The 22,942-nt window shown below is 70.3% G+C and carries 23 protein-coding genes; 4 read left to right on the forward strand and 19 right to left on the reverse strand.

Features of this window, described 5'->3' with window-relative positions; translation table 11 throughout:
* Positions 1–37 precede the first annotated feature (37 nt).
* On the reverse strand, positions 38–1,804 hold the full coding sequence (locus VPH61_RS11140) for a proline--tRNA ligase (protein ID WP_332063560.1): 1,767 nt from the start codon (positions 1,802–1,804) through the stop codon (positions 38–40).
* A gap of 20 nt (positions 1,805–1,824) precedes the next feature.
* Positions 1,825–2,043: a hypothetical protein gene (locus VPH61_RS11145; RefSeq protein ID WP_056013941.1), complete on the reverse strand. Its 219-nt coding sequence runs from the start codon at positions 2,041–2,043 to the stop codon at positions 1,825–1,827.
* A 26-nt stretch (positions 2,044–2,069) separates the two neighbouring features.
* Here VPH61_RS11145 and VPH61_RS11150 point away from each other — a divergent pair, with 26 nt between their 5' ends.
* Positions 2,070–3,509 (forward strand): RNB domain-containing ribonuclease, encoded by a 1,440-nt coding sequence (locus VPH61_RS11150; RefSeq protein ID WP_332063561.1) that lies wholly within the window; start codon positions 2,070–2,072, stop codon positions 3,507–3,509.
* A 25-nt stretch (positions 3,510–3,534) separates the two neighbouring features.
* Here the strand turns inward: VPH61_RS11150 and VPH61_RS11155 are convergent, their stop codons facing one another.
* Positions 3,535–3,717, reverse strand: coding sequence for a hypothetical protein (locus VPH61_RS11155; protein ID WP_332063562.1), 183 nt, complete (start codon positions 3,715–3,717; stop codon positions 3,535–3,537).
* A gap of 312 nt (positions 3,718–4,029) precedes the next feature.
* Here VPH61_RS11155 and VPH61_RS11160 point away from each other — a divergent pair, with 312 nt between their 5' ends.
* Positions 4,030–4,947, forward strand: coding sequence for a helix-turn-helix transcriptional regulator (locus VPH61_RS11160; RefSeq protein ID WP_332063563.1), 918 nt, complete (start codon positions 4,030–4,032; stop codon positions 4,945–4,947).
* Positions 4,948–4,978: 31 nt separating this feature from the next.
* On the opposite strand, the gene VPH61_RS11165 is transcribed toward VPH61_RS11160, so the two are convergent.
* The 15 genes from VPH61_RS11165 to VPH61_RS11235 all read right to left on the reverse strand — a co-directional run bounded on the left by VPH61_RS11165 (position 4,979) and on the right by VPH61_RS11235 (position 19,818).
* On the reverse strand, positions 4,979–6,298 hold the full coding sequence (locus tag VPH61_RS11165; protein ID WP_332063564.1) for a hypothetical protein: 1,320 nt from the start codon (positions 6,296–6,298) through the stop codon (positions 4,979–4,981).
* Between the two features lie 218 nt (positions 6,299–6,516).
* Positions 6,517–7,647 (reverse strand): flavodoxin-dependent (E)-4-hydroxy-3-methylbut-2-enyl-diphosphate synthase, encoded by a 1,131-nt coding sequence (gene ispG, locus VPH61_RS11170; protein ID WP_332063565.1) that lies wholly within the window; start codon positions 7,645–7,647, stop codon positions 6,517–6,519.
* A 70-nt stretch (positions 7,648–7,717) separates the two neighbouring features.
* Positions 7,718–8,449, reverse strand: coding sequence for a hypothetical protein (locus VPH61_RS11175; protein WP_332063566.1), 732 nt, complete (start codon positions 8,447–8,449; stop codon positions 7,718–7,720).
* Positions 8,450–8,541: 92 nt separating this feature from the next.
* Complete coding sequence (locus tag VPH61_RS11180; RefSeq protein ID WP_332063567.1) at positions 8,542–9,591, reverse strand: alpha/beta hydrolase; 1,050 nt, start codon at positions 9,589–9,591, stop codon at positions 8,542–8,544.
* Between the two features lie 16 nt (positions 9,592–9,607).
* Positions 9,608–10,240, reverse strand: coding sequence for a CoA transferase subunit B (locus VPH61_RS11185; protein WP_332063568.1), 633 nt, complete (start codon positions 10,238–10,240; stop codon positions 9,608–9,610).
* A gap of 1 nt (position 10,241) precedes the next feature.
* Positions 10,242–11,015, reverse strand: a complete 774-nt coding sequence (locus VPH61_RS11190) for a CoA transferase subunit A (protein WP_332063569.1) — start codon at positions 11,013–11,015, stop codon at positions 10,242–10,244.
* Entirely contained in the window at positions 11,012–11,923 is a 912-nt protein-coding gene (locus tag VPH61_RS11195; protein WP_332063570.1) for an alpha/beta fold hydrolase, read from the reverse strand. Before VPH61_RS11195 ends, VPH61_RS11190 begins: the two co-directional genes overlap by 4 nt.
* Positions 11,920–12,666 (reverse strand): 3-hydroxybutyrate dehydrogenase, encoded by a 747-nt coding sequence (locus VPH61_RS11200; protein WP_332063571.1) that lies wholly within the window; start codon positions 12,664–12,666, stop codon positions 11,920–11,922. The genes VPH61_RS11195 and VPH61_RS11200 overlap by 4 nt, the downstream gene beginning before the upstream one ends.
* The gene (locus VPH61_RS11205) at positions 12,663–13,406 is read right to left on the reverse strand and encodes a TetR/AcrR family transcriptional regulator (protein ID WP_332063572.1); all 744 of its coding nucleotides are present in this window, start codon (positions 13,404–13,406) and stop codon (positions 12,663–12,665) included. Before VPH61_RS11205 ends, VPH61_RS11200 begins: the two co-directional genes overlap by 4 nt.
* On the reverse strand, positions 13,403–14,995 hold the full coding sequence (locus tag VPH61_RS11210; protein WP_332063573.1) for a class I adenylate-forming enzyme family protein: 1,593 nt from the start codon (positions 14,993–14,995) through the stop codon (positions 13,403–13,405). The genes VPH61_RS11205 and VPH61_RS11210 overlap by 4 nt, the downstream gene beginning before the upstream one ends.
* Entirely contained in the window at positions 14,988–16,160 is a 1,173-nt protein-coding gene (locus tag VPH61_RS11215; RefSeq protein ID WP_332063574.1) for a branched-chain amino acid ABC transporter permease, read from the reverse strand. The genes VPH61_RS11210 and VPH61_RS11215 overlap by 8 nt, the downstream gene beginning before the upstream one ends.
* A complete protein-coding gene (locus VPH61_RS11220) occupies positions 16,157–17,032 on the reverse strand; it encodes a branched-chain amino acid ABC transporter permease (protein WP_332063575.1) in 876 nt (291 codons plus the stop codon). Before VPH61_RS11220 ends, VPH61_RS11215 begins: the two co-directional genes overlap by 4 nt.
* Complete coding sequence (locus VPH61_RS11225) at positions 17,029–17,802, reverse strand: ABC transporter ATP-binding protein (protein WP_332063576.1); 774 nt, start codon at positions 17,800–17,802, stop codon at positions 17,029–17,031. The genes VPH61_RS11220 and VPH61_RS11225 overlap by 4 nt, the downstream gene beginning before the upstream one ends.
* A complete protein-coding gene (locus VPH61_RS11230; protein ID WP_332063577.1) occupies positions 17,799–18,554 on the reverse strand; it encodes an ABC transporter ATP-binding protein in 756 nt (251 codons plus the stop codon). The genes VPH61_RS11225 and VPH61_RS11230 overlap by 4 nt, the downstream gene beginning before the upstream one ends.
* 67 nt (positions 18,555–18,621) lie before the next feature.
* Positions 18,622–19,818: a substrate-binding domain-containing protein gene (locus VPH61_RS11235; RefSeq protein WP_332063578.1), complete on the reverse strand. Its 1,197-nt coding sequence runs from the start codon at positions 19,816–19,818 to the stop codon at positions 18,622–18,624.
* Positions 19,819–19,964: 146 nt separating this feature from the next.
* Between VPH61_RS11235 and VPH61_RS11240 the strand changes: the two genes are divergently transcribed.
* Entirely contained in the window at positions 19,965–21,149 is a 1,185-nt protein-coding gene (locus tag VPH61_RS11240; protein WP_332063579.1) for an acetyl-CoA C-acetyltransferase, read from the forward strand.
* Between the two features lie 65 nt (positions 21,150–21,214).
* Positions 21,215–22,471, forward strand: a complete 1,257-nt coding sequence (locus VPH61_RS11245; RefSeq protein WP_332063580.1) for a low temperature requirement protein A — start codon at positions 21,215–21,217, stop codon at positions 22,469–22,471.
* 82 nt (positions 22,472–22,553) lie between these two features.
* Here VPH61_RS11245 and VPH61_RS11250 read toward each other — a convergent pair whose 3' ends face one another.
* Positions 22,554–22,865: an SHOCT domain-containing protein gene (locus tag VPH61_RS11250; protein WP_332063581.1), complete on the reverse strand. Its 312-nt coding sequence runs from the start codon at positions 22,863–22,865 to the stop codon at positions 22,554–22,556.
* Positions 22,866–22,942: the final 77 nt, after the last annotated feature.

Genomic DNA, 22,942 nt, shown 5'->3' on the forward strand with positions numbered 1-22,942 from the left:
AGATCGCCGGGCGAGCGGTTCACGTGAGCTCGGTTCGTCAGCCTTGCAGCGCTGCGGCGACCTCGCCGATCGCGACCTGCGTGCGCTCCCCCGTCGCCCGGTCCCAGACCTCGACGATGCCCTCGGCAACACCGCGACCGGCGATGACGATCTTCGGCACGCCGATGAGCTCGGCGTCACCGAACTTCACGCCCGGCGAGACCTTGGGGCGGTCGTCGTAGAGCACGTCGAAGCCGGATGCCTCGAGCTCGGCCACGATCGTCTCGGCCGCCTCGAACACGGCCTCGTCTCGGCCGGTGGCGACCACGTGCACGTCGAAGGGTGCAACGGCCGCCGGCCAGATGAGGCCCTTGTCGTCGTTGTTGTCTTCGGCGATGATCGCGAGGATTCGCGTCACGCCGATGCCGTAGGAGCCCATCGTGACGGTCGCGAGCTTGCCGTTCTCGTCGAGCACCTTGAGGCCGAGCGCCTCGGCGTACTTGCGGCCGAGCTGGAACACGTGGCCGATCTCCATGCCGCGGGCGAGCTCCACCGGGCCCGAGCCGTCGGGCGCCGGGTCGCCGGGCAGCACGTTCGACGCTTCGACGGTGCCGTCGGCGACGAAGTCACGGCCGGCGACGAGCCCGAACACGTGCTTCTGGTCGACGTTGGCGCCGGTGATCCACTCGGTGCCGTCGACGACCCGCGGGTCGACGAGATAGCGGATGCCGGTGGCGGACTCCTCGCCGAGCACGGCGCCGGTCTCGGACCACGGGCCGATGTAGCCCTTCACAAGGCCGGGGTGCTTCACGAAGTCCGCCTCGGTCGCGGGCTCGACCTCGCCGGGGGCGAAGGCGACCTCGACGCGCTTCATCTCGACGTCGCGGTCGCCGGGCAGGCCGATGACGACGAGTTCACGAGTACCGTCGGGCGCGACGACGGCGAGTACGACGTTCTTCAGCGTGTCGGCCGACGTCCACGCACGCCCGTCGGGACGCGGGTACTCGGCGTTCGCGAGATCGACGAGGGTCGCGATCGTGGGCGTGTTCGGGGAGTCGAGCACGAGCGGTGCCGGCAGCCCGTCGAACGGGATCGACGCGGGCACGATCGTCTCGAAGGCCTCGACGTTGGCCGCGTACCCGCCCGCCGACCGCACGAAGGTGTCTTCGCCGACGGGGGTCGGGTGCAGGAACTCCTCGCTCTTCGAGCCGCCCATCGCACCGGCATCCGCCTTCACGATCACGTACTCGAGCCCGAGGCGCGTGAAGATGCGCTCGTAGGCGTCGCGCTGGGCCTGGTAGCTCGCGTCGAGTCCTTCGTCGGAGATGTCGAACGAATACGCATCCTTCATCGTGAACTCACGGCCGCGCAGGAGGCCGGCGCGCGGCCGCGCCTCGTCGCGGTACTTGTCTTGAATCTGGTAGATCGACAGCGGCAGGTCCTTGTACGAGTTGTACAGGTCTTTCACGAGCAGCGTGAAGACCTCCTCGTGCGTCGGCGCGAGGAGGTAGTCGGTGCCCCGGCGGTCCTGCAGGCGGAAGAGGTTCTCGCCGTACTCGGTCCAGCGGTTCGTGACCTCGTAGGGCTCGCGCGGCAGCAGCGCCGGGAAGTGCACCTCGTGCGCGCCCGCGTTCGTCATCTCGTCGCGGATGATCGCCTCGATCTTCGCCTTGACGCGGAGGCCCAGCGGCAGCCACGCGAACACGCCTGGCGCCTGGCGCCGGATGTAGCCGGCGCGCACGAGCAGGCGGTGGCTCGTGACCTCGGCGTCGGCGGGGTCTTCGCGGAGCGTACGGAGGAAGTAGTTCGTCAGGCGTGTGGGCACTCGACGATTCTACTGAGGACTCAGGTGAGGTCGACGTCGACCACTTCGACGCCGCTCTCGGCGAGGTGACGGGTGACCTGGTCGGCCCAGTTGATGAGGTCGAAGAGCGCGGTGTCGAGGCTCTCGAGCACCTCGAGCACGCGCGGGTGCACATCGCCGTCTTCGAATTCCTCGATCAGGTGGTAGGCGTCGTCGCGGGCATTGGCGGCGTTCTCGAGGTGGCGGCTGTTGATGGTCATCCCCGGATTCTATCTAGGCTGGGGCCATGCCGAGCCGCCGAACGCACGTCACGGACTCCGTCGCGCAGAGCGAACTGGCGGTCGCCCTTGCCCGGCTCCGGGCCGAGCTCGACGTGCCCGAGTCCTTCCCGCCCGAGGTGCTCGCCGAGGCCGCGTCGATGCGCGCGGCCGACCCCGGCACCGATCTGGGCGAACTCGAGTTCGTCACGATCGATCCGCCGGGTTCGACCGATCTCGACCAGGCGCTCTGCATCGCGCGCCGTGCCTCCGGATTCCTCGTGCACTATGCGATCGCGGATGTCCCGGGCTGGGTGCTTCCCGACGGCGCCGTCGACCTCGAGGCCCGACGCCGGGGTCAGACCCTCTACGCCGCCGACGGCCGGGTGCCGCTGCATCCGGTGGTGCTCAGTGAAGACCGCGTGTCGCTCCTGCCCGATGCCGAGCGCACGGCGTTCGTGTGGGTGTTCGAGCTCGACGAGCGGGGCGAGGTGACGTCGACCGGACTCGTTCGAGCGAACGTGCGATCGCGCGAGCAGCTCAGTTACGACGAGGCGCAGGCCCGCATCGACGCCGGCGACGGCGACTCCTCACTCGCCCTGGTGCGCGAGGTGGGATTGTTGCGCATCGAACTCGAACGCGCCCGCGGGGGCGCGAGCCTCAACTCTCCCGTCGAGGAGATCGTGCGCACCGCCGACGGCGGCTACTCGCTCGAACGACGCCGCCCCCTGCCGGTCGAGGATTGGAACGCCCAGCTGTCGCTCATGACCGGCATGGAGGCGGCGAAGCTCATGCTCGCTGCCGGTGTCGGGGTGCTCCGCACGATGCCGAAGCCGAGCGCCGAGCGCATCACGACGTTTCGCGAGCAGACCCGGGCGCTCGGCCTGCCATGGACCGAGACGATCTCCTACGGCGAGTACCTTCGCGGGCTCGATCGCGACGACCCGGCCGCCCTCGCGGTGATGCAAGCGGCATCCGGGCTCTTCCGCGGCGCCGGATACCTGGCCGTCGACGGCGAGTTCCCACCCGATCCGATCCAGTCCGCGCTCGCAGCGCCGTACGCGCACGTCACCGCGCCGCTCCGCCGCCTCGTCGATCGCTGGGGACTCGCCATTTGCGAGGCCATCTGCGGGAAGCGCGAAGTGCCCGTGTGGGCGCGCGCCTCGCTCCCCGAGTTGCCGTCGCTCATGGGCGCCTCATCGCAGCGTGCGGGCCGGCTCGAGGCCGAGTCGATCGCGCGGGTCGAAGCGGCGCTCCTGAGCTCCCGGGCCGGCGAACGCTTCTCGGCGACCGTGCTCGAGGTGCGCGGCGAGCGGGCGTGGCTCCAGATCGCCGAGCCGGCGGTCACGGCGACGTGCCCGGCGCCCGCCGACGTTCACGCGGGTACCTCACTCGAGGTGGAGTTGATCGCGGCCGACATCGCCACGGGCACGATCGAGTTCAGGGTCGTCGCAGGCGCCGCCGCCTGACCGACACCGCGAGGCCGTCGAAGGGTCAGACGCCCTCGACGTCCTCCTCGTCGTCGAGTCCGAACGTCTCGAGGTCGCCCTCGGCCTCGGTCGCGGCGTCCTCGGTGCTCGCATCGGTGGCATCGTCGACGCCCTCGTGCAGGGTGCCCATGCCGTCGGGGTAGCCCGCGGCATCGGGGTACTCGAACTCGCTGCCGTCACCGCTCATCGCGGTCTCCTCTCGCGATCGGATGCCACGGGGCATCCGCTGCCGCCCACGATACGCTCGGGCGGCCCTCGCGACTACGGGGTGAGCACCTCGGGACCGCCGACCCGCCTCCGCGCAGCGCGCGGCTCAGCTCGATTCGGCGTCGATCGCCCGGGTCGATGCGGGGCGCTCCTCCACGACCGCGTCGGCGAGCGCTTCAGTGCCGTCTGACGGCCAGACCATAGACTCGACGCGTGATGCGGGGCTGTCGGAGCCCGCGACCGCATCCGGTGCAGAAGATGCGAGGGAGCGGTGACCGAGAGCATTCCACGGTTGGAGCCACCGCCCTCCGACGACATCCCGGGTCTGAGCCGCGACGCCCACTCGCTGTATTCCCGGCTGGCGGTCGACGGCCCGGTTGTGCCCGACGAGCTCGACGGCGATGCACTCGACGAACTGCTCTCGACCGGCCTGGTGGTCGCCGCCGATGGAGCGGTCGAGATCGTGCCGCCGACCGGCCCACTCCTGGAGCTCGCCAGTCGGCACATCGACAGGGCGGTCGCCGCCCACCGGGCGATCGACGACCTGATGACGGTCTGGCGCACGGCGCGCCATGGGGAGGTCGGGGTCGACGTGCTCACGGGGGCTGCGGCGATCCACGAGTACACCAGCGGGATCGCCGACTCCCGCCGCGAGATCGTCGCACTGTCGATCGGGCCCCGAACCGGCGGGACGCTCGTCCAGGCTCCGGGGCTGATCGATGCGCTCGAGCGCGGCGTCAGCGTCCGGGCGGTCTACCACAGCCGGCTCTTCGAGAACCAAGCGGCGCTCTCGATCATCTCGGCGTGCGTGGCCGCCGGCGAGGAGGCACGGGTGCTCCCGACCGTGCCCGTGAATCTGCTGGTCACCGACGACTTCGCAGCCATGAACATCTCGTACGACGGCGACGGGCCGATGCACGTCGCCTGCACCCGCAATCCTCGGATCGTCGAATCCTGGCGAACGATCTTCAACTCGTTCTGGCGGCAGGCAATGCCGTTCGACCCCCAGGGCGCGTTCGGCGCCGACCGCGAGGAGTTCCGAGAGCTCGTGCGCCTGCTCAGCCTCGGCATCACCGACCGCGCGATCGCGCGCGAACTCGGCGTCTCCGAACGCACGATCGGCCGTCGGGTCACCACCCTGCAGCGGCACCTGGGAGTGGAGACCCGATTTCAGTTGGGCCTGCAGATCGCCATGCGCGGCTGGGTGTGACTCGACGGCCGATCGCGGTCGACCCCAGGGGTCAGTCGAGGTCAGGCGCGACGAGCTCGGGAAGCACCTGCTCGAATCCGGCGGCGACCGTCATGCTCGGCAGCACGTGTCCCAGGTCATCGGCGGACTGGGCGAGGTTCGCACCCCACGCCGCACTGGCATAGCGTTGGTTCGGCGTGCCGTGGTGACCGGAATTCGCAAAGCTGCAGTCGCCGACGTTGTAGAACGTCTGCAGGTCCTGGAGCGTGTACTCCTTGTTGAGCGCCGCGCCGCGCTTGCTCACGGTGAAATAGGTGGCGAAGGCATCGGCCATCAGTTCGGTCCTGCGGGTCGCCTCCGCCTCGTCGGTCAGGTCGGTCTCGAAGAGCTCGTCGTCGTATTGCACCTGGTGGGCGTACTCATGCGCGAGCACCGCTCGTGTGCCGACTCGGCCGAGACCGAGGTCGTTCCAGACCTCGACGAGACCCTGGCCCATCGCGATGCGGCGCGTGATGCCGAGCGTCTCGAGCATGTCCTGGCTGTCGCCGGCGCCGGCCGGGTCGATGGCGAAGGCGTTCACGGAGAACACGGGGTTCTCGACCCCGCCGGGAAAGCCGTCGAGCATGCCACGAGTGATTCCCGACTCGACCGACAGCCGCAGGATCAACGAGATGAGCGGGCTGACCTCGTCGAATCGGTCGTACACGAACTCGCGATCGGCCACGGCCTGGGCGTCGGAGCCGAGCACCTTCGCGTCGAGCGACACGATGCCGATGCCGCTGCCGTCGATGTCCCAGAACTCCTGCAGTGAGCGGAAAGTGCGCGAGACCTCGTTCGTCGCCGAACCGCCGGGGCCGAACGCGGTCTCGTGAGGGGCGACGGGCGTCTTCATGAGGGTCCAGTACTGCACGAACAGCGCAGGCGAGAGCCCGAGGAGCCCCTGGTTGTACCAGGACCACGACGCCGGATCGATCTGCGCCAGTTCGGCGGCGGTCCACTCGCGCATCGGGGTGGGGCCGCATTCGTAGTCGCCCGGCTCGATCGCCCAGGCATCGTCACGGTCGACGCCGGCGCTCTCGAGGCCGTGCTGCAGCAGCGTCACGGCGTCGGCCGTCGCGGCGGTGAAGGCATCGTCGCTGGCGATTGCCGCGTCGATCGAGGCCCGCGTGGCCGGGTCGAGGTCGACCGCTGCGAAGTGCTCGGCGACCTGCTCGCGGAGCGAGGCGACGTCGATGGCCGCCTCGGACGACGACGAGACCACCGTCTGGCCGGCCGCTGGCACTTCGTCGGCGTGAGCCACCGTGGTGCCCAGACATGAGAGCGTGGCGAGTGAGGCGACGAGCAGGGTCGTCGACATTCGGCGTTTCATCATCACTGATTCCTTCTCTTCGTCAGGCTCTCGGGTCCGCCTGAACTCGGTTCGTCAGGCGGAATTCGCCTGGCTTCCCTCGAAGTGAATCAATGCCGCGATCGCATGCACAAGGAATCGTGGTGACCGACAGCGGTCATGTCGGGCACCGGACATCCCGCGGCCGAAACAGCCGTCGCCCCCACGCCGACCGGTCGACGCAGATCAGGACGCGATGCCGATCACGGCGTGACGACGGTCGGCGCACCGACCTGGGCATCGGCGCCCATCTCGTCGGCGATGCGGTTGGCCTCTTCGATGAGGGTCGCGACGATCTCGGACTCGGGCACGGTCTTGATGACCTCGCCCTTCACGAAGATCTGGCCCTTGCCATTGCCGGATGCCACGCCGAGGTCGGCCTCGCGAGCCTCGCCGGGACCGTTGACGACGCAGCCCATGACCGCGACGCGGAGCGGCACGGTCATGCCCTCGAGTCCGTCGGTGACGTCGTTGGCGAGCTTGTACACGTCGACCTGGGCGCGGCCGCACGACGGGCACGAGACGATCTCGAGCTTGCGCTCGCGGAGGTTCAGCGACTGCAGGATCTGGAGGCCGACTTTCACCTCTTCGACCGGCGGCGCCGACAGCGAGACGCGGATCGTGTCGCCGATGCCTTCGCCGAGCAGGATGCCGAACGCCGTGGCCGACTTGATCGTGCCCTGGAACGCGGGCCCCGCCTCGGTGACGCCGAGGTGCAGCGGCCAGTCGCCGCGCTCGGCGAGCATGCGGTACGCCTTCACCATGACGATCGGGTCGTTGTGCTTGACCGAGATCTTGAAGTCGTGGAAGTCGTGCTCCTCGAAGAGGCTCGCCTCCCAGACTGCCGACTCGACGAGCGCCTCGGGCGTCGCCTTGCCGTACTTCTGCAGCAGCCGGGGGTCGAGCGAACCGGCATTGACGCCGATGCGGATCGACACGCCCGCGGCCTTGGCCGCTGCGGCGATCTCGCCGACCTTGTCGTCGAACTTGCGGATGTTGCCGGGGTTCACGCGCACCGCGGCGCAACCGGCGTCGATTGCCTGGAACACGTAGTTCGGCTGGAAGTGGATGTCGGCGATGACCGGGATCTGGCTCTTCTTCGCGATGATCGGCAGCGCCTCGGCGTCGTCGCGGCTCGGCACCGCGACGCGCACGATGTCGCAGCCCGAAGCCGTCAGCTCGGCGATCTGCTGCAGCGTCGCGTTGATGTTGGTCGTGGGCGTCGTCGTCATCGACTGCACGCTCACCTGGGCGTCACCGCCCACGAGCACCTTGCCCACCTTGATCTGGCGGGACTTGCGTCGCGGGGCCAGTACCTCAGGGACTTTGGGCATTCCGAGATTCACAGCAGGCACGAGTCGAGTCTACTTCGGCGCGGATGGTCGTCGGCTGCGAAGCGGATGTTCAGGCGCAGCCCTCCTGGTTGACACGCAGCGGTGCCCGGACCCGTTCGACGATGCTCTCGTCGGCGCTCGCGGTGAAGTCCACACCGTAGCGGGCCTCGTGCACTGTGCCGTCAGGCCACGTCTCGTCGAACGTCACGTAGTCGAGGTATGGTCCGGAACAGCCACTCGGATTCGATTGGAGTCCGGGTGTCGCCTCGAGCTCGGCCCATGATGCCCCTGCTACAACGCCCTCTTCGGTCAAGAGGGCGACTCCGACCGCCTCGGGTCCGGTGAACTGGACGCTGAAGCTCGGCATCCCGAGGGTCCGTTCCCGGGTCTCGAAGTCAGCCCATCGGTCGACGTACCGTCGCTCCCACAACTCGAACCCGCCCCAGCGGTGCGCCGTACTCGGCGGGAAGTGATTCGAGCCCCTGAACTCCTCGTCAACGGGCGCTTCATCGAGCACCCGTTCGATCGCGGCGATCGCCGCATCCACATCGCCAAGGTAGTCGAGTTCGACGACCACCTCGCCGGAGGCATCGCGGAGTTCGAGCGCTTCGGGGCGAGCGACAAGTGCGACCACCGTGTCGATCGGGTCCACCGTGGCAGTCGGGGTCGCGCTTGGCGTCTTGCTCGCGACCGTCGACGAGGCGGGCGGTTCGGGGGCGGCCGAGCACCCCGCAAGCAGGCACGCCGTGACCAGGAGCGTCCCAACCGATGCGATCGCGCCGCGTGCCGTGAAGTGGTTCATGATCCTCCGATTCGATGGTCGGACCAGTATCGGGCACGCCGAGACATCCGAGCGTCGGGGGCTGCCCTGATGCGGCGGCTCGGCCCAGTCGATCAGTCGGACAGATGCGCGACGAGTCCGTCGCGGAAGGTCTCGGGGTGCTCGAGGTGCGGCGAGTGCCCGCAGTTCTCGAACTCGAGCTCGGTGACCCGGCCTCCCGCCGCGGAGTAGCGCGCGAGCACCGCGCGCGTCTGCGCGATCATCGGTTGCGGCGGCGCGGCGTCTGCACCCGGCCAGCCCGGGATGATGCCGGCCGCACCGAGCTGGTTCAGGTCGAAGAACGACGCGTCACCGACGATCGCGTCCTGGGCGCCGTGGATCCAGAGCACCGGCGGCTTCGCCGCGAGCTCGACGATGCCGCTCGTGTCGAAGACGGTCGGCGCCATGGTGTTCAGCACTCCGCGACCGCCGGGGGCGAACCCGGGCCAGTCCGCGGAGGGTCTCGAGTCGCCCGGGTAGTTGTCGAGGCCGGTCGCCGTCGAGAGCATCGACTCGACCCAGACGTCTTCGTGCTCCGAAACGAAGCCGGGCGCCACGTAGCTCGAGCGGTACACCGCGCGCGGCGATCCCGCGTCGTCGCTCCGGTCGCCCGCCGCGAGCCGCGCCACGAAATCGGGGTTCGCTCCCCCACCGCCGGTGCCTGCGGCATCCGCTGTGACCAGCGAGCCGTCGAGCCCCGTGCCGCCGAAGCCGAACGGCGACACCGTCGACTGGAGGGTGAGGCTCGCGACGAGCTCCGGCCGGTCGAGCAGGAGTTGCATGACGACGCCGCCGCCCATGCTCCAGCCGACGAGGTGCACGGCGCCGAGGCCGAGGGCGTCGATGACGGAGGCCACGTCGTCCGAGAAGTCCCGGACGCCCCGGGTGGCATCCACCGGCAGCGTCTCGCTGTCGCCGAAGCCGCGCAGGTCGACGGCGAACGACGCGACCCGGGGCGGGAGGGAGAGCATCATCGGCTGCCAGAACAGCGACGACGAGACGTTGCCGTGCACGAAGACGACGGTCGTCGACGGGTCGTCCGCCGGCCGTTCGAGCACGCCGGCGACGAGGCGAGGCGTCTCGACCCGGCGCGCGACGATACCGGGGAAGATCGTGTCGACCATTGAGCGATCAGTCCGTTCAGTCGGTGATGAGGGGCGGTTCGGTTGCGGCGACGACCTCGTCGACCGTCACGCCGGGGGCGCACTCGACGAGCCGCAGGCCTTCGGGCGTCACGTCGATGACGGCGAGGTCGGTGATGATGCGGTGCACGACCGCGCGACCGGTGAGCGGCAGCGAGCACTCGTTCACGATCTTCGCCGAGCCGTCCTTCGCGACGTGCTCCATGAGCACGATCACCTTGCGAGCGCCGTGCACGAGGTCCATCGCGCCGCCCGGGCCCTTCACCATCTTGCCGGGGATCATCCAGTTGGCGAGGTCGCCCGAAGCCGAGACCTGCATCGCGCCGAGGATGGCCGCGTCGATCTTGCCGCCGCGGATCATGCCGAAGCTCGTCGCCGAGTCGAAGTACGCGGCGCCCGGCAGCACGGTCACGGTCTCCTTGCCGGCGTTGATGAGGTCGGGGTCGACGGCGTCATCGGTCGGGTACGGCCCGACGCCGAGGATGCCGTTCTCGGACTGCAGGAGGATCGTGACCCCGTCGGGCACGTAGTTCGGCACGAGCGTCGGCAGCCCGATGCCGAGGTTCACGTAGGAGCCGTCGGCGAGTTCCCGGGCGGCCCTCGCGGCCATCTCGAGGCGTGTCAGTGCCATCTCAGTTCCCCTCCTGCACGGTGCGGCGTTCGATGCGCTTCTCGATGTCGCGGCCGACGACCACGATGCGGTCGACGTAGATGCCGGGCAGGTGCACGGCATCGGGGTCGATCTCGCCGGCGTCGACGACCTCCTCGACCTGCGCGATGCAGACGCGCCCGGCCATTGCCGCGAGCGGCGAGAAGTTGCGCGCCGACTTGTCGAAGACGAGATTGCCGTAGCGGTCGCCCTTCAGCGCGTGCACGAGCGAGAAGTCGGTCGTGATCGCCTCCTCGAGCACGAACTCTCGGGCCACCCCGGCGACGTCGAACGTCTGCACGGGCTTCGCGGGGCTCGCGACGGCGATCGACCCGTCGCCGTTGTAGCGCCGTGGCAGTCCGCCCTCGGCGACCTGCGTGCCGACACCTGTCTGCGTGAAGAACGCGGCGATGCCGCTGCCGCCGGCCCGCAGCTTCTCGGCGAGCGTGCCCTGCGGCGTGAGCTCGAGCTCGAGCTCGCCCGAGAGGTACTGGCGTTCGAACTCCTTGTTCTCGCCGACGTACGACGAGGTCATCTTGGCGATGCGCTGCTTCGCGAGCAGCACGCCGAGCCCCCAGTCGTCGACGCCGCAGTTGTTCGAGACGACGGAGAGCCCGTCGACGCCTGCGTCGAGCAGGGCCTGGATCAGCACCATGGGGATGCCGCAGAGCCCGAACCCGCCGACGGCGAGACTGGCCCCTGAAGGGATGTCGGAGACCGCCTCTTGAGCGGACCCGACGACTTTGTCGAGTGTCACGATGCACCTTCCTGTGTTTCCGCCGCCTCGATGCGGGCACGGATCACAGGGATCACGCTACCCGCGCCGGGGCCCGTCATGACGATCGTGTAGTGGTTCACGTCGGCGATGTCGTGCACGACGAGCTGTGGCATCCGTTCGGCCCATTCGGCGACGAGCGCCTCCGGGTAGAGCGGCGCCTCGTCCTGCAGGCCGCGCGGGGCGCGGAAGAAGTCGACGGGCGGGGCCAGTGATTCGAGCGCAGTCACGTACCCGTTCGCCCCGTCGAGCTGCACCGCGTTCTCGGCGACGGCCGCGGCGACGGCCGAGCTCCTGAGGTTCGGCTCCTCACCGTCGAGGTCGTACTCCACGTAGCCCTCGATCGACGGATTCCAGTACGGGCCGAGCGCCGGATGCCGCCGCCAGAAGTCGAGGTACGCGCCGCGATCGGCGAAGGTCATCGAGAGCCGTTCGAGCGCCGGGCCGAGCAGCAGCGCCGGCAGCTCGGCCTCGGGGACGCCCGCCGGGTTCGGCACCGGCAGTCCCCCGTCGATGAGCGCGATGCCGGCGACCCGGTCGGGGTGCCGTTCAGCGAATCGCACCGAGACGAACGCGCCCATGGAGTGGCCGAGCACGTAGGCCCGATCGACGCCGAAGGCGTCGAGCACCGCGGCCAGGTCGTCGGCGTGGCGTTCGATGCCGTAGGGCCCGGGCAGGGCGTTGCTGCGGCCGCGGCCGCGCAGGTCGGGCGCGATCACCCGCCTGTCCTCGAGGCCGTCGGCCACGAGATCCCAGTTGCGGTGGGTCGCCGAGATGCCGTGCACGGCGAGCACCGGCAGGCCTGCGGCATCCGCGCGCCATTGGCCGCCGGCGATCATGCCGCCCTCGACGGGCGCGGCGAAGGGCGTCGAGGCGGTTGTGACGGTCACCGTGCGCTCCATCCGCCGTCGATCGTGTAGCTCGCGCCGGTCACCATGCCGGCGGAGGGCCCCGCGAGCCAGAGGGCCAGGCTCGCGACCTCCTCGGGCTCGACGAGTCGTTTCACCGCCGACTCGGTCAGCATGACCTTCGGCACGACCTCGGCCTCTGAAATGCCGTGCACCCTCGCCTGATCGGCGATCTGCCGCTCGACGAGGGGCGTGCGCACGTAAGCGGGGTTGATGCAGTTCGAGGTGACGCCGTGCGGGCCGCCCTCGAGGGCCGTGACCTTCGAGAGCCCCTCGAGGCCGTGCTTGGCCGCGACGTAGGCCGACTTGAACGGCGAGGCGCGCAGGCCGTGCACGCTCGAGATGTTGATGACGCGACCGAAGCCTCGTGCGTACATGCCCGGGAGCGCGGCCCTGATGAGCAGGAACGGCGACTCGAGCATGAGCCGCATGATGAACGCGAAGCGCTCGGGCTCGAACTCCTCGATCGGGCGTACGTGCTGGATGCCCGCGTTGTTGACGAGGATGTCGGCATCGAGCGAGAGTTCGGCGAGCGCGGCGGTGTCGCCGAGGTCGACCTGCCAGGTCTCGCCGCCGAGCTCGGCGGCCACCCGGGAGGCGGCCTCGCCGTTGAGGTCGGCGATGGTGACGTGGGCGCCGGCCGCAGCGAATGCACGGGCGCATGCCTCGCCGATGCCGCTCGCTCCCCCGGTGACGAGCGCTCGGCGTCCGCTGAGATCGGTCACGATTCCTCCTTGCCTGCCGCGCCGCTGCGCGGGTCGATGTCGTCTCGCCCGGTCGGCGCCGAGGCCGGGGCCACAAGGCCCGCGGCCGGGGCCGCACGGCCCACGCCGGGCCGACCGAGCGCCCCCTCGATGAAGCGCATCATCTCGTCCAGCACATGCGGCGGCACGGCGCGGGTGCCGCTCGCCGTCGGGTCGGCGTCGTCGCCGGGCGCGGCGTCGCCGTCGCCCCAGAGCACCCAGCGCATACCGATCATCTCGCCGATGCCCATGAGCGCCCACGCGGCGACGGTCGGATCGATGTCGCCGATCTCGCCGTCTTCGCTCGCTTCGCGGAGCCCGTCGATGTAGCCGTCGACGATGCGCGTGTAGTGCAGCCGGAGCGCGTCGGGCGAGACGAGTTCGGCTTCGCGCACGACGCGGTAGAGCGCCGGATGCTCCGCAGTGAACCTGAAGAACGCCGCGAATCCGGCGCGCTCGGCCTCGATGCGGCTCGCCGCACCCCGGGTGCCCTCGCTCATGGCCTGCCGCACGCGATGGTTCAGGTCTTCGACGAGCTCGTTGAAGATGTCGAGCTTCGTGGCGAAGTACAGGTAGAAGGTGCCCTGGCCGACACCGGCCCGGTCGGTGATGCGCGAGACGGATGCCTCGTGGTACCCGTGGGCCGCGAAGACGTGTTCGGCGGCCTCGAGCAGGCGCCGGCGGGTCTTCTCGCCGCGGGCGGTGCGGGGTGCGGCGCTCATCGTGCGTCCTCTCGGTCGTGCTTGCTGCCGTGTACGGCACCGGCGTCGGCGGAGTCGGCGATCGCGGTCGCACGCTCGACGAGCACGCGTCGCAGCACCTTGCCCGCCGTCGAGCGCGGGAGTTCGTCGACGAGGTGCACCTCGCGCGGCACCTTGAAGCGGGCGAGCGAGGCGCGGGCGAAGCCGATGAGCTCGGCGGCATCCGTCACCCGGCCGCGGCCGGCGACCACCCAGGCCACGCCCGATTCGCCCCAGCGCTCGTCGGGCACTCCCACGACGGCGACGTCGGCGACGGCGGGATGGCTCTGGAGCACCGCTTCGACCTCGGCGGGGGCGACGCCCTCGCCGCCCGAAATGTAGACGTCCTTGATGCGGTCGACGATCGTGAAGTAGCCGTCGACATCGCGGCGCACGAGATCGCCGGTGTGCAACCAACCGTCGTGCAGCGCGGCGGCCGTGCCGGCCGGGTCGCGGAAGTAGCCGGCGAAGACCGACGGGCCGTGCACGAGCAGCTCGCCCTCGGCCTCGCCGTCGAGGCGTTCGCCGGTCGCCGGGTCGGCGACCGCGACGTCGACGTGCGGGTAGGGCTTGCCGGCCGAACCGGCGCGACTCTGCGCGTGCTCGTCGGGCAGGCACAGCACGTTGGGCGAGGCCTCGGTGAGTCCGTAGCCCTGCGCGAGGGCGACGCCGCGCGAGTGCCAGGCGCGCAGCAGCGCGGGCGGCATGGGCGCACCGCCGACGATCGCATGCTCGAGGCTCGAGAGGTCGGTGCGGGCGAAGTCGGGATGCTGGGCGAGGAAGAGGTAGTTCGACGGCACGCCCATCATCGTCGTGATGCCGCGGTCCTGGATCAGGTGCAGCACCCGGCCGGGGTCGAAGGTGCGCTCGAGCACCACGGTCGCGCCCGTCCACCAGGCGAGGAGCGGCTGGATGTTCCATCCGCCCACGTGGTACTGCGGCATGACCGCGAGCACCGTGTCGGCGGCGCGCAGCTCCGAGATGCGCGAGAACGACAGGTTCGTCCAGAAGCAGTTGGCGTGCGTGAGCACGGCACCCTTCGGCGTCGCCGTGGTGCCCGACGTGAAGATGATGAGCAGTGCGTCGTCGTCGGCGACCGCGGTGCGAGGCGACGGCGCGGCGGCCCCACTCCGCGCCGGTGCCGGCACCTCGGCCTCGACGCCGTGCGCGCCGAGCGCGGCAGTGGGGATGACGCGGGCGACGCGGGACAGCGTCGCCCGGGCGAGCGACTCGAACTCGTTCTCGATCAGGAGCAGCGCGGGATCGGCGATCTCGAGCTGGGTCGCGAGTTCGCGCGGAGCGAGTCGCCACGAGAGCGGCACGAGCACGAGCCCCGCCTTGGCACAGGCGAAGAACAGCACGACGTGATCGGCGCTGTTGCCGGTGATGGTGGCGACCCGATCGCCGATGGCGAAGCCGGCGGCCCGGAACGCCGCCGCGAGCCGCTCGGCGCGGTCGTCGAGCTCGCGGTAGGTGACGACGACGCCGCGGTCGTCGATCGCGATGCGTTCGGGGGTCGCCCGGGCGCGATCTCGCGTCCACCGCCCCAGCGTGTGGAGTGCGTCAGGCATCTGCGGTCTCCTCCGCTTCGGCCGGGTGCTGCTTCCGGCCCGTCCGCATGCGCTGCGGGAGCCCGGCGATCCCCCCTGGCAGGAACAGCACCACGAGGATGAAGAGCGTTCCCAGAATGAACAACGGCTCGGAGAGCGGGATCCGGAGCACGTCGGGCAGGGCCGCGATCGCGTCCGAGCCTGCGAGCGCCGTCAGTCGCTGGTCGAGCAGTGTGTAGACGATACCGCCCACGATCGCACCCCAGCGATACCCCACACCGCCGAGCACGACGATGACGAGCAGGGTCAGCGTGAACTCGGCCGTCGCGACGCGCGGCGAGGCGCCCGACTGCAGCAGCAGATAGCCCATGCCGGCGACGGCGGCGAGCACCGAGGCGACGATGAAGATCAGGAGCTTCACGTTGTACGGGCGCAGGCCGATGACGCGCACGCGCAGCTCGTTCTCACGAGTGGCCTCGGCGACGTGACCGGCCCGGCTCTTCTCGACCCAGAGCACCACGAGGTAGACGAAGAGCAGCACGCCGAGCGCGACCCAGTACAGGTTGCGGGTGTTGAGCACGCCGACGAGTGCGCCAGGCACGTTCGTGATGTCGAGCGAGAGACCCTCGTCGCCGCCCGTCGCCCCGCCCGGGTTGCGCCGGATGATCACCGAGCCCGCCTGGGCGAACGCGAGCGTCACCATCGCGAACGAGATGCCGGTGACCCGGAGCGCGAGCGCCCCGACGGTGGCCGCGAGCACGACACCGAGCACGAGCGTGACGACGATCGAGGCGAGGAAAACGAGCTCGCTCGGCCACGAGACCGGTGCGAACGCGTCGAGCGACATGCCGAGCCCGTAGGCACCCGCCGCGAAGAAGAGCGCGTGGCCGAACGACAGCAGCCCGGCGAGCCCGAACATCATGCGATAGCTGAGGGCGAGAGACGCGATGAGCATCGCGTACGCGAGCAGCTGCAGCGTGCCCGGGGTGTACGTCGGGCCGGGCAGCACGCCCGGGATGTCGATCGCGAGCAGCGGCAGCACCGCGAGCAGCACCACGAGCGCCGTGCCGCCGAGTGCGAGCCACAGGCTGCGCCGGCCGGATGCCGCGGGGCCCGTCGGTGCCGTCGTCGAGGCGGATGCCGCGGCATCCGTCGCCTGCTGGGCGGTGCCGTTTCCGTGAGTCATGCGACCTTCCCCATCAGTCCGCGAGGGCGGACGAGCAGCACCGCGGCGAGCGCGATCACGACGACCAGGTCGCCGGTGCCGCCGAGGTAGAAGTTGGCGAACTGCTGCAGCACCGCGACGAGCACCGACGCGATCGCAGCACCCGTCAGCGAACCGAGCCCGCCGATCACCGTCACGATGAACGCGAAGATGAGCAGCGTCGAACCGAGGTGGGCGGAGACGTAGCCGTAGTACACCGAGGCGAGCACCCCGCCGAGCCCGGCTGCTGCGCCGCCGATCGCGAAGACGAGCGTGAACGAGCGGCGCACGTCGATGCCGAGCGCGGTGACCATCGAGCGGTTCTCGACGCCGGCGCGGATGATGAGGCCGTACCTGGTCCTCCGGAGGAAGAGCACGATGCCGCCGAGCACCAGCAGCGCGCACGCGATGAGGAGGAACCGGTCGTTCGGAATCTTCGCGCCGAGGATCATCGTCGTCTGGCCGAGCCAGTCGGGCTTCTCGGTGTAGATCGGATCGGTGCCCCAGATGCCCTCGAACAGCGCGATGGTCGCGAGCGACAGACCCACGGTCACGAGCGCCTGTTCGATGTGGCGTTCGTAGAGCCGGCGGATCAGCAGGTACTCGGTGAGCGCCGCGACGATGGCGCCGACCGCGATGCCGACGAGTGCCGAGACCGCGAGCCCCCACCACGTGCCGTCGGAGACGCGGCGTCCGACCTCCCAGCCGATGAAGGCCGAGATCGTGAGGAACGAGCCGTGGGCGAAGTTCAGGACGCCCATGAGTCCGTAGATGAGGGAGAGCCCGCTCGCGACGAGGAAGTAGAGCGCTCCGAGGCCGAGGCCCGTGATGACGAGGAGGACGACGGTGCTCATCGGGTGCTCCCCTCGGTCGTGCCGGCGTGATGGTCGGCGTCGTGGTCGGCGTCGTGGTCGGCGTCGTGGACGCCGAGGTAGCGCTTGATGCGGTCCTCGTCGCCGAGGAGCTCTGCAGCCTCGCCGGTGAAGACCACTCGGCCGCCCGAGAGCACGACGACCCGATCGGCGAGTGCGCGGATGACGTGCAGGTTCTGTTCGACGAGGAGCATCGGCACGGTGCGCGCGGCCTCGCCGAGCGCCGCGGCGACCTCGTCGACGATCTTCGGGGCGAGCCCCTTGGTCGGTTCGTCGACGAGCAGCAGCCGGTTCTCGTTCACGAGCGCGCGGGCGAGGGAGACCATCTGCTGCTGCCCTCCGGAGAGTGTGCCGGCACGTTGTGCGCGGCGGTCGTGGATGTCGGGGAAGAGCTCGGCGATGAACTCGCGGCGGGGCCGGTCGTCGCGCTCGGCGAGCCGGAGGTTCTCGGCCACCGTGAGCGAGCCGAACACCTCACGATCCTCGGGCACGTAGCCGACGCCGCGCTGCACGATGCGGTGGGTCGGGAGGCGGTCGATGCGCTCGCCCTCGAGCAGCACCTCGCCGCTCCGGTCGATGAGGCCGAGGATCGACCTGATCGTCGAGGTCTTGCCCACACCGTTCCGGCCGAGCAGGGCGGTGACGCCCGTCGCGGGGACCTCGAACGAGACGTCCTCGACGACCTGCTGGCCGGCGATGCGGCCCGAGAGGCCTCGGACGGCGAGGACCGGCGGAGCCGGGGCCGCGTTCACACCGCCTCCCCGAGGTAGGCGGACTGCACGGTCGGGTTCGCCATGACGGCCTCCGGGGTGTCGACGGCGAGCAGCTCGCCGTGATGCATGACCGCGACCCGGTCGACGAGGCCGAGCACGACGTCCATGTGGTGCTCCACCATGAGCACGGTGCGACCGCCGTGGTGGAGGCCGCGGATCACCTCCGTGATCGCCGGCACGTCGCCCGACGCGACCCCGGCCATCGGCTCGTCGAGCAGGATCACCTTGGGGTCGGTCGCGATGAGCATCGCGATCTCGAGCTTGCGCTTCTCACCGTGCGCGAGGCCCGAGGCCAGGGCGTCCGCCCGGTGCTCGAGCCCGACCTCGGCGAGGCACTCGAGCGCACGTGCGCTCGCGGCATCCGTCGCCCGAGGAAGGCGGAAGACCGAGGTGGCGCCGCCCAGGTGCGATTGCGCCGCGAGCCGTACGTTCTCGCGCACGCTGAGCGCGGAGAAGAGGCTCGACGTCTGGAAGGTGCGACCGAGGCCGGCCGCGGCCCGCCGATGGATCGGCTCGCGCGTGACGTCGGCGCCGTCGAGCACGACTCGGCCGTCCGACGGACGCACGACGCCCGAGATGACGTTGAAGAGGGTGGTCTTGCCGGCGCCGTTCGGGCCGATCACGCCGAGCATCTCGCCGGCGGGCACCTCGAGCGAGACGTCGTGGAGGATGCGGGCGCCGCCGATGCGGAGGCCGATGTGCTCGAGGCTGAGCATCGCGTCGTTGGTCATGGTCGCCTTACTGCGAGTTCGGGTGGAGGGGCGGCGGCCGCGTTCGGGATCGCGGCCGCCGCACTGGTCACTTGCCGGCTACCGGCGGTGCGACCGTCTCGGCGTCGACGGTGTCGACGAGCTCGGGCGCCCAGTCCGATCCCTGCTGCACGAGCTTGGCCTGGTACATCGGCTGGATCATGGCGTGGTCCTCGGCGCGAACGGTGATCTCGCCCTTCACGGAGTCGAAGGTCCACCCCTCGAGGGCGGCGATCATGCCGTCGACGGTGTCGCCGCCCTCGCGCACGGCCTGCACGATCATCTGCGCCGCGACGAAGCCGTCGGGCGAGAACAGGTCGGCGGTGGCGCCAGCGGCCTCGAGGTGCTCGATCATCGCGGCCTCGGCATCGGTGCCCGCCGCCCCGCCGAAATAGTGGTTCAGGAACGAGATGTCGCTCGAGGCGTCGCCATAGGCGCCGTAGGTCGCGACGTCGCCGAGGCCCGTGACGACGGGCACCTGCTCGAAGACGCCCTGCTGCGAGAGCGAGGTCCACATGGCGCCCGAGGAGGCACCGGCCCACGCCACGAACACGAGGTCGGGCGCGGCGTCGACGATCTGCTGCGCGAAGGGCGTGAACTCGGTCGCGTCCTCGGCGACGAGCACTCCCTCGACGGTCGCGCCCTGACCACCGAGCACGGCCTGCACCCCGGCGAGGTTGCCCTGGCCGAAGGCGTTGTCCTGCGCGAAGACGACGACCTTCTTGCCGGCCGGGTCGCCGATGAAGGTGCCGGCAGTCGCGACATCCTGGTAGGTCTGGCGACCCGAGCGGAACGTGTACTCGTTGACGCCGGTGATGGCGTCGGCGGCAGCTGGGCCCGAGATGTAGAGGATCTGGTTCTGCGCCGCCTGCTCGGCGAGCGCGGTGGCGATGCCGGAGGCCGCGGTGCCCGCGAGGATCTGGTAGCCCTGCCCGATGAAGTCCTTCGCCTTCGAGACGGCGGTGTCGGGGTTGCCCTGGTCGTCGGCCCACTCGATCTCGAGTTCTCGTCCGTCGACGGCGCCGGTGCCGTCGGTCGCGTAGTCGAGGCCGGCCTCGAAGCCGGCGGTGTACGCGGCACCGTACGCGGCGAGCGGGCCCGTCTGGCTCGTCAGCATCGCCACCTTGATGGGGGCCGCGGCATCCGTCGATTCGGCGCCGCCGGTGGCGGTCGGGGCGCACCCGACCAGGGCGATGGTCGCGGCGGCGATGACGGCCGTCGCGAGGAACTTCTTCGTAGCTCGCATGGGTTGTGTGCCTCTCAACAGTGAATGGCTGGAACAGGGGAAGATCGTGGTGCGATTCGCAAACCTGACAGCTGGTTCAGGTCTCAGGAAAGTACAATAGGCTGAGAGCAGTGCAGCTCGCAACCCGAACGAAGGAGTCCCGGAAAATGAGCATCCCCGACGTCGTCATCATCGCGGGGGCACGCACGCCGTTCGCCCGCATCAACGGCAACCTCGCGGGCAAGTCGGCCGTCGAGCTCGGCACCGTCGCCATCCGCGGCGCGCTCGAGAAGGCCGGGGTCTCCCCCGACGACATCGACGCCGTGATCATGGGTCAAGTGCTGCAGGCCGGCGCCGGCCAGAACCCCGCCAAGCAGTCGGCCGTCGCCGCCGGCATCCCCTGGCGGGTGCCAGCCACGACCGTCAACAAGGTCTGCCTCTCCGGTCTCGTCGCCATCACGGATGCCGCGAGGCTCATCCGCCTCGGCGAGGCATCCGTCGTCGTGGCCGGCGGCCAGGAGTCCATGACGAACGCCCCGCACCTGCTGCCCGGCTCGCGCAGCGGCCAGGCCTACGGATCGTGGGAGCTGCTCGACCACGCCGCCCACGACGGACTCACGGACGCCTTCGACCGCGAGTCGATGGGCGCCTCGACCGAGCGCTTCAACGGGCGCTACGACATCACGCGCGCGGCGCAGGACGAGATCGCGGCGGCATCCCACGTGCGCGCCGGTGCCGCGCAGGCCGACGGCGTGTTCGCCGACGAGATCGTCCCCGTCGAGATCCCGCAGCGCAAGGGCGACCCCGTGGTCGTGGCCGAAGACCAAGGCGTGCGTCCCGACTCCACCGTCGAGGTGCTCGCGAAGCTGCGGCCCGCCTTCAGCGCGGCGGGCACGATCACGGCCGGCAACTCCTCCCCGCTCTCCGACGGGGCCGCGGCCGTCGTCGTGGCGAGCCGCGAGTGGGCCGAGTCGCGCGGGCTCCCCTGGCTCGCACTCGTCGGCGCGGCAGGTCAGGTCGCCGGCCCCGACAACTCGCTGCACGCCCAGCCCGCGAACGCGATCGCCGCGGCCCTCGAGAAGTCGGGCGGCACGGCCGGCGAACTCGACCTCATCGAGATCAACGAGGCGTTCGCCGCGGTCTCCCTGGAGTCCGCCCGGGAGCTCGGCGTCACCTCCGAGGTCGTCAACGTGCACGGCGGCGCGATCGCGCTCGGCCACCCCATCGGTGCATCGGGCGCACGACTGGCCCTGCATGCTGCGCTCGAGCTCTCCCGCCGCGGCGAGGGCCGCGCGGCCGTCGCGCTCTGCGGCGGCGGCGGCCAGGGCGAGGCGCTCCTGCTCTCCCGCTGACGACCGCGCGTTCGGCGAGCGCGAGCGTCTTCGCGCCCGGGGCGCGCGCGTGCGACGATGTCGTCATGAGCACCCCGACGCACCCGCCGCTCGACCATCGGCTCCGGCGCATGGTCGGGCGCGACCCCGACGAGGCGCACCGCACGGCCACGCCGCTCGAGCTGCTCTTCGACCTGACGTTCGTCGTGGCCTTCAGCCAGGCGGGCACGCAGGCCGCTCACCTGCTCGAGGTCGGGCACTTCGCGCCGGCGATCATCGGGTTCACGATCGCCGTCTTCGCGATCTGCCTGGCCTGGATCAATTACTCGTGGCTCGCGTCGGCGTACGACAACGACGACGTGTACTTCCGAGTCGCGACCATGGTGCAGATGCTGGGCGTGCTCGTGCTCGCCCTCGGCCTGCCCCCGATGTTCGACTCGATCGACGAGGGCGCGCACCTCGACAACGGCGTCGTGGTCGCCGGGTACGTCGTCATGCGGGTCGCCACCGTCGCCCTGTGGCTGCGGGTCGCCCGCCACGATCCGGTGCGCCGGCGCAGCGCGCTCGCCTACGCGACGGTCGTCGGCATCATCCAGGTCGGCTGGGTGATCACGATCTTCATCAACCCCTCGCTGCCCGTCATGCTCGGCCTCTTCGCCCTGCTCGGCACGCTCGAGCTGCTCGGCCCGTACGTGATCGAACATCGTCTGGGCGGCACCCCGTGGCATGCGCACCACATCGCCGAGCGCTATGGACTGCTCGTCATCATCACGCTCGGCGAGGTCGTGCTGGGCACGATCCTCGCGATCTCGGCCGTGATCGAGAATCAGCACGAGTGGAGCGTCGACGCGGTGCTCGTCGCCTTCGGTGGCACGGCGCTCGCCTTCGGCATGTGGTGGGTCTACTTCACGATGCCTTCGGCGAAGGTGTTGCAACGGTTCAGGGAACGCGGGTTCATGTGGGGCTACGGCCACCTCGTGATCTTCGGGTCGATCGCGGCGACGGGGGCCGGCCTGCACGTGGCGGCGTACGAGATCGACGGAACCGCCCACATCGGCGAGGTCGCGGCGATGCTCACGGTCGCGGTGCCCGTCGGCGTCTTCCTCGTCGCGCTCTTCACGATCTACTCGCTGCTGCTGCGCGAGTTCGACCGGTTCCACATCCTGCTGTTCGTGCTCAGCCTGGTGGCGCTCCTGGGCTCCGTGCTGGCCGTCGTGGCCGGCGCGAGCATGGCGATCGGCATCGTGCTGACGGCGTGCGCGCCGATCGTCGTGATCGTCGGCTACGAGACGATCGGGCACCGGCACCAGGCCGAGGCGCTGCACCGGGCGCTCGACCGGTAGCGAGACGGGCGCGGCACGACCGAGGGGCGGATGCCGCGGCATCCGCCCCTCTGAATGCACCGGTTCGCGGCGCCGGCGCGCCCTACGAGGCGTTCGGCCGGTTGGTGCGAAGCACCTCGAGCCGCGCCCGGTACTCGGTCTCGTCGATGTCACCCTTGGCGAAGCGCTCGGAGAGCGTCGACTCGGCGCTGCCAGCGCGCATCCACGGCGGACCGTACGAGCCGTCGGGACCGCCGTGCGCCCAGTGGCGACGACGATTCCGCGTCACGAGGAAGACGATGAGGCCGATGACGAGGAACCAGAAGATCGGGATGAGGAAGAAGGCCCATCCGAACCCGGCCGCCCATGGGCCGGCGTGAGTGACCACCGTGGTGGTGGCGAGGGTTGCGAGCATGGTGTGTCCCTTGATCGTGCGGCCTGCGGTTCAGGCCGTCGATTCGAGTCTCGCGAGCGGGCGGCATCCGCGAATCC

The sequence above is a fragment of the Agromyces sp. CCNWLW203 genome, assembly GCF_036576125.1.
Lineage (GTDB): Bacteria > Actinomycetota > Actinomycetes > Actinomycetales > Microbacteriaceae > Agromyces.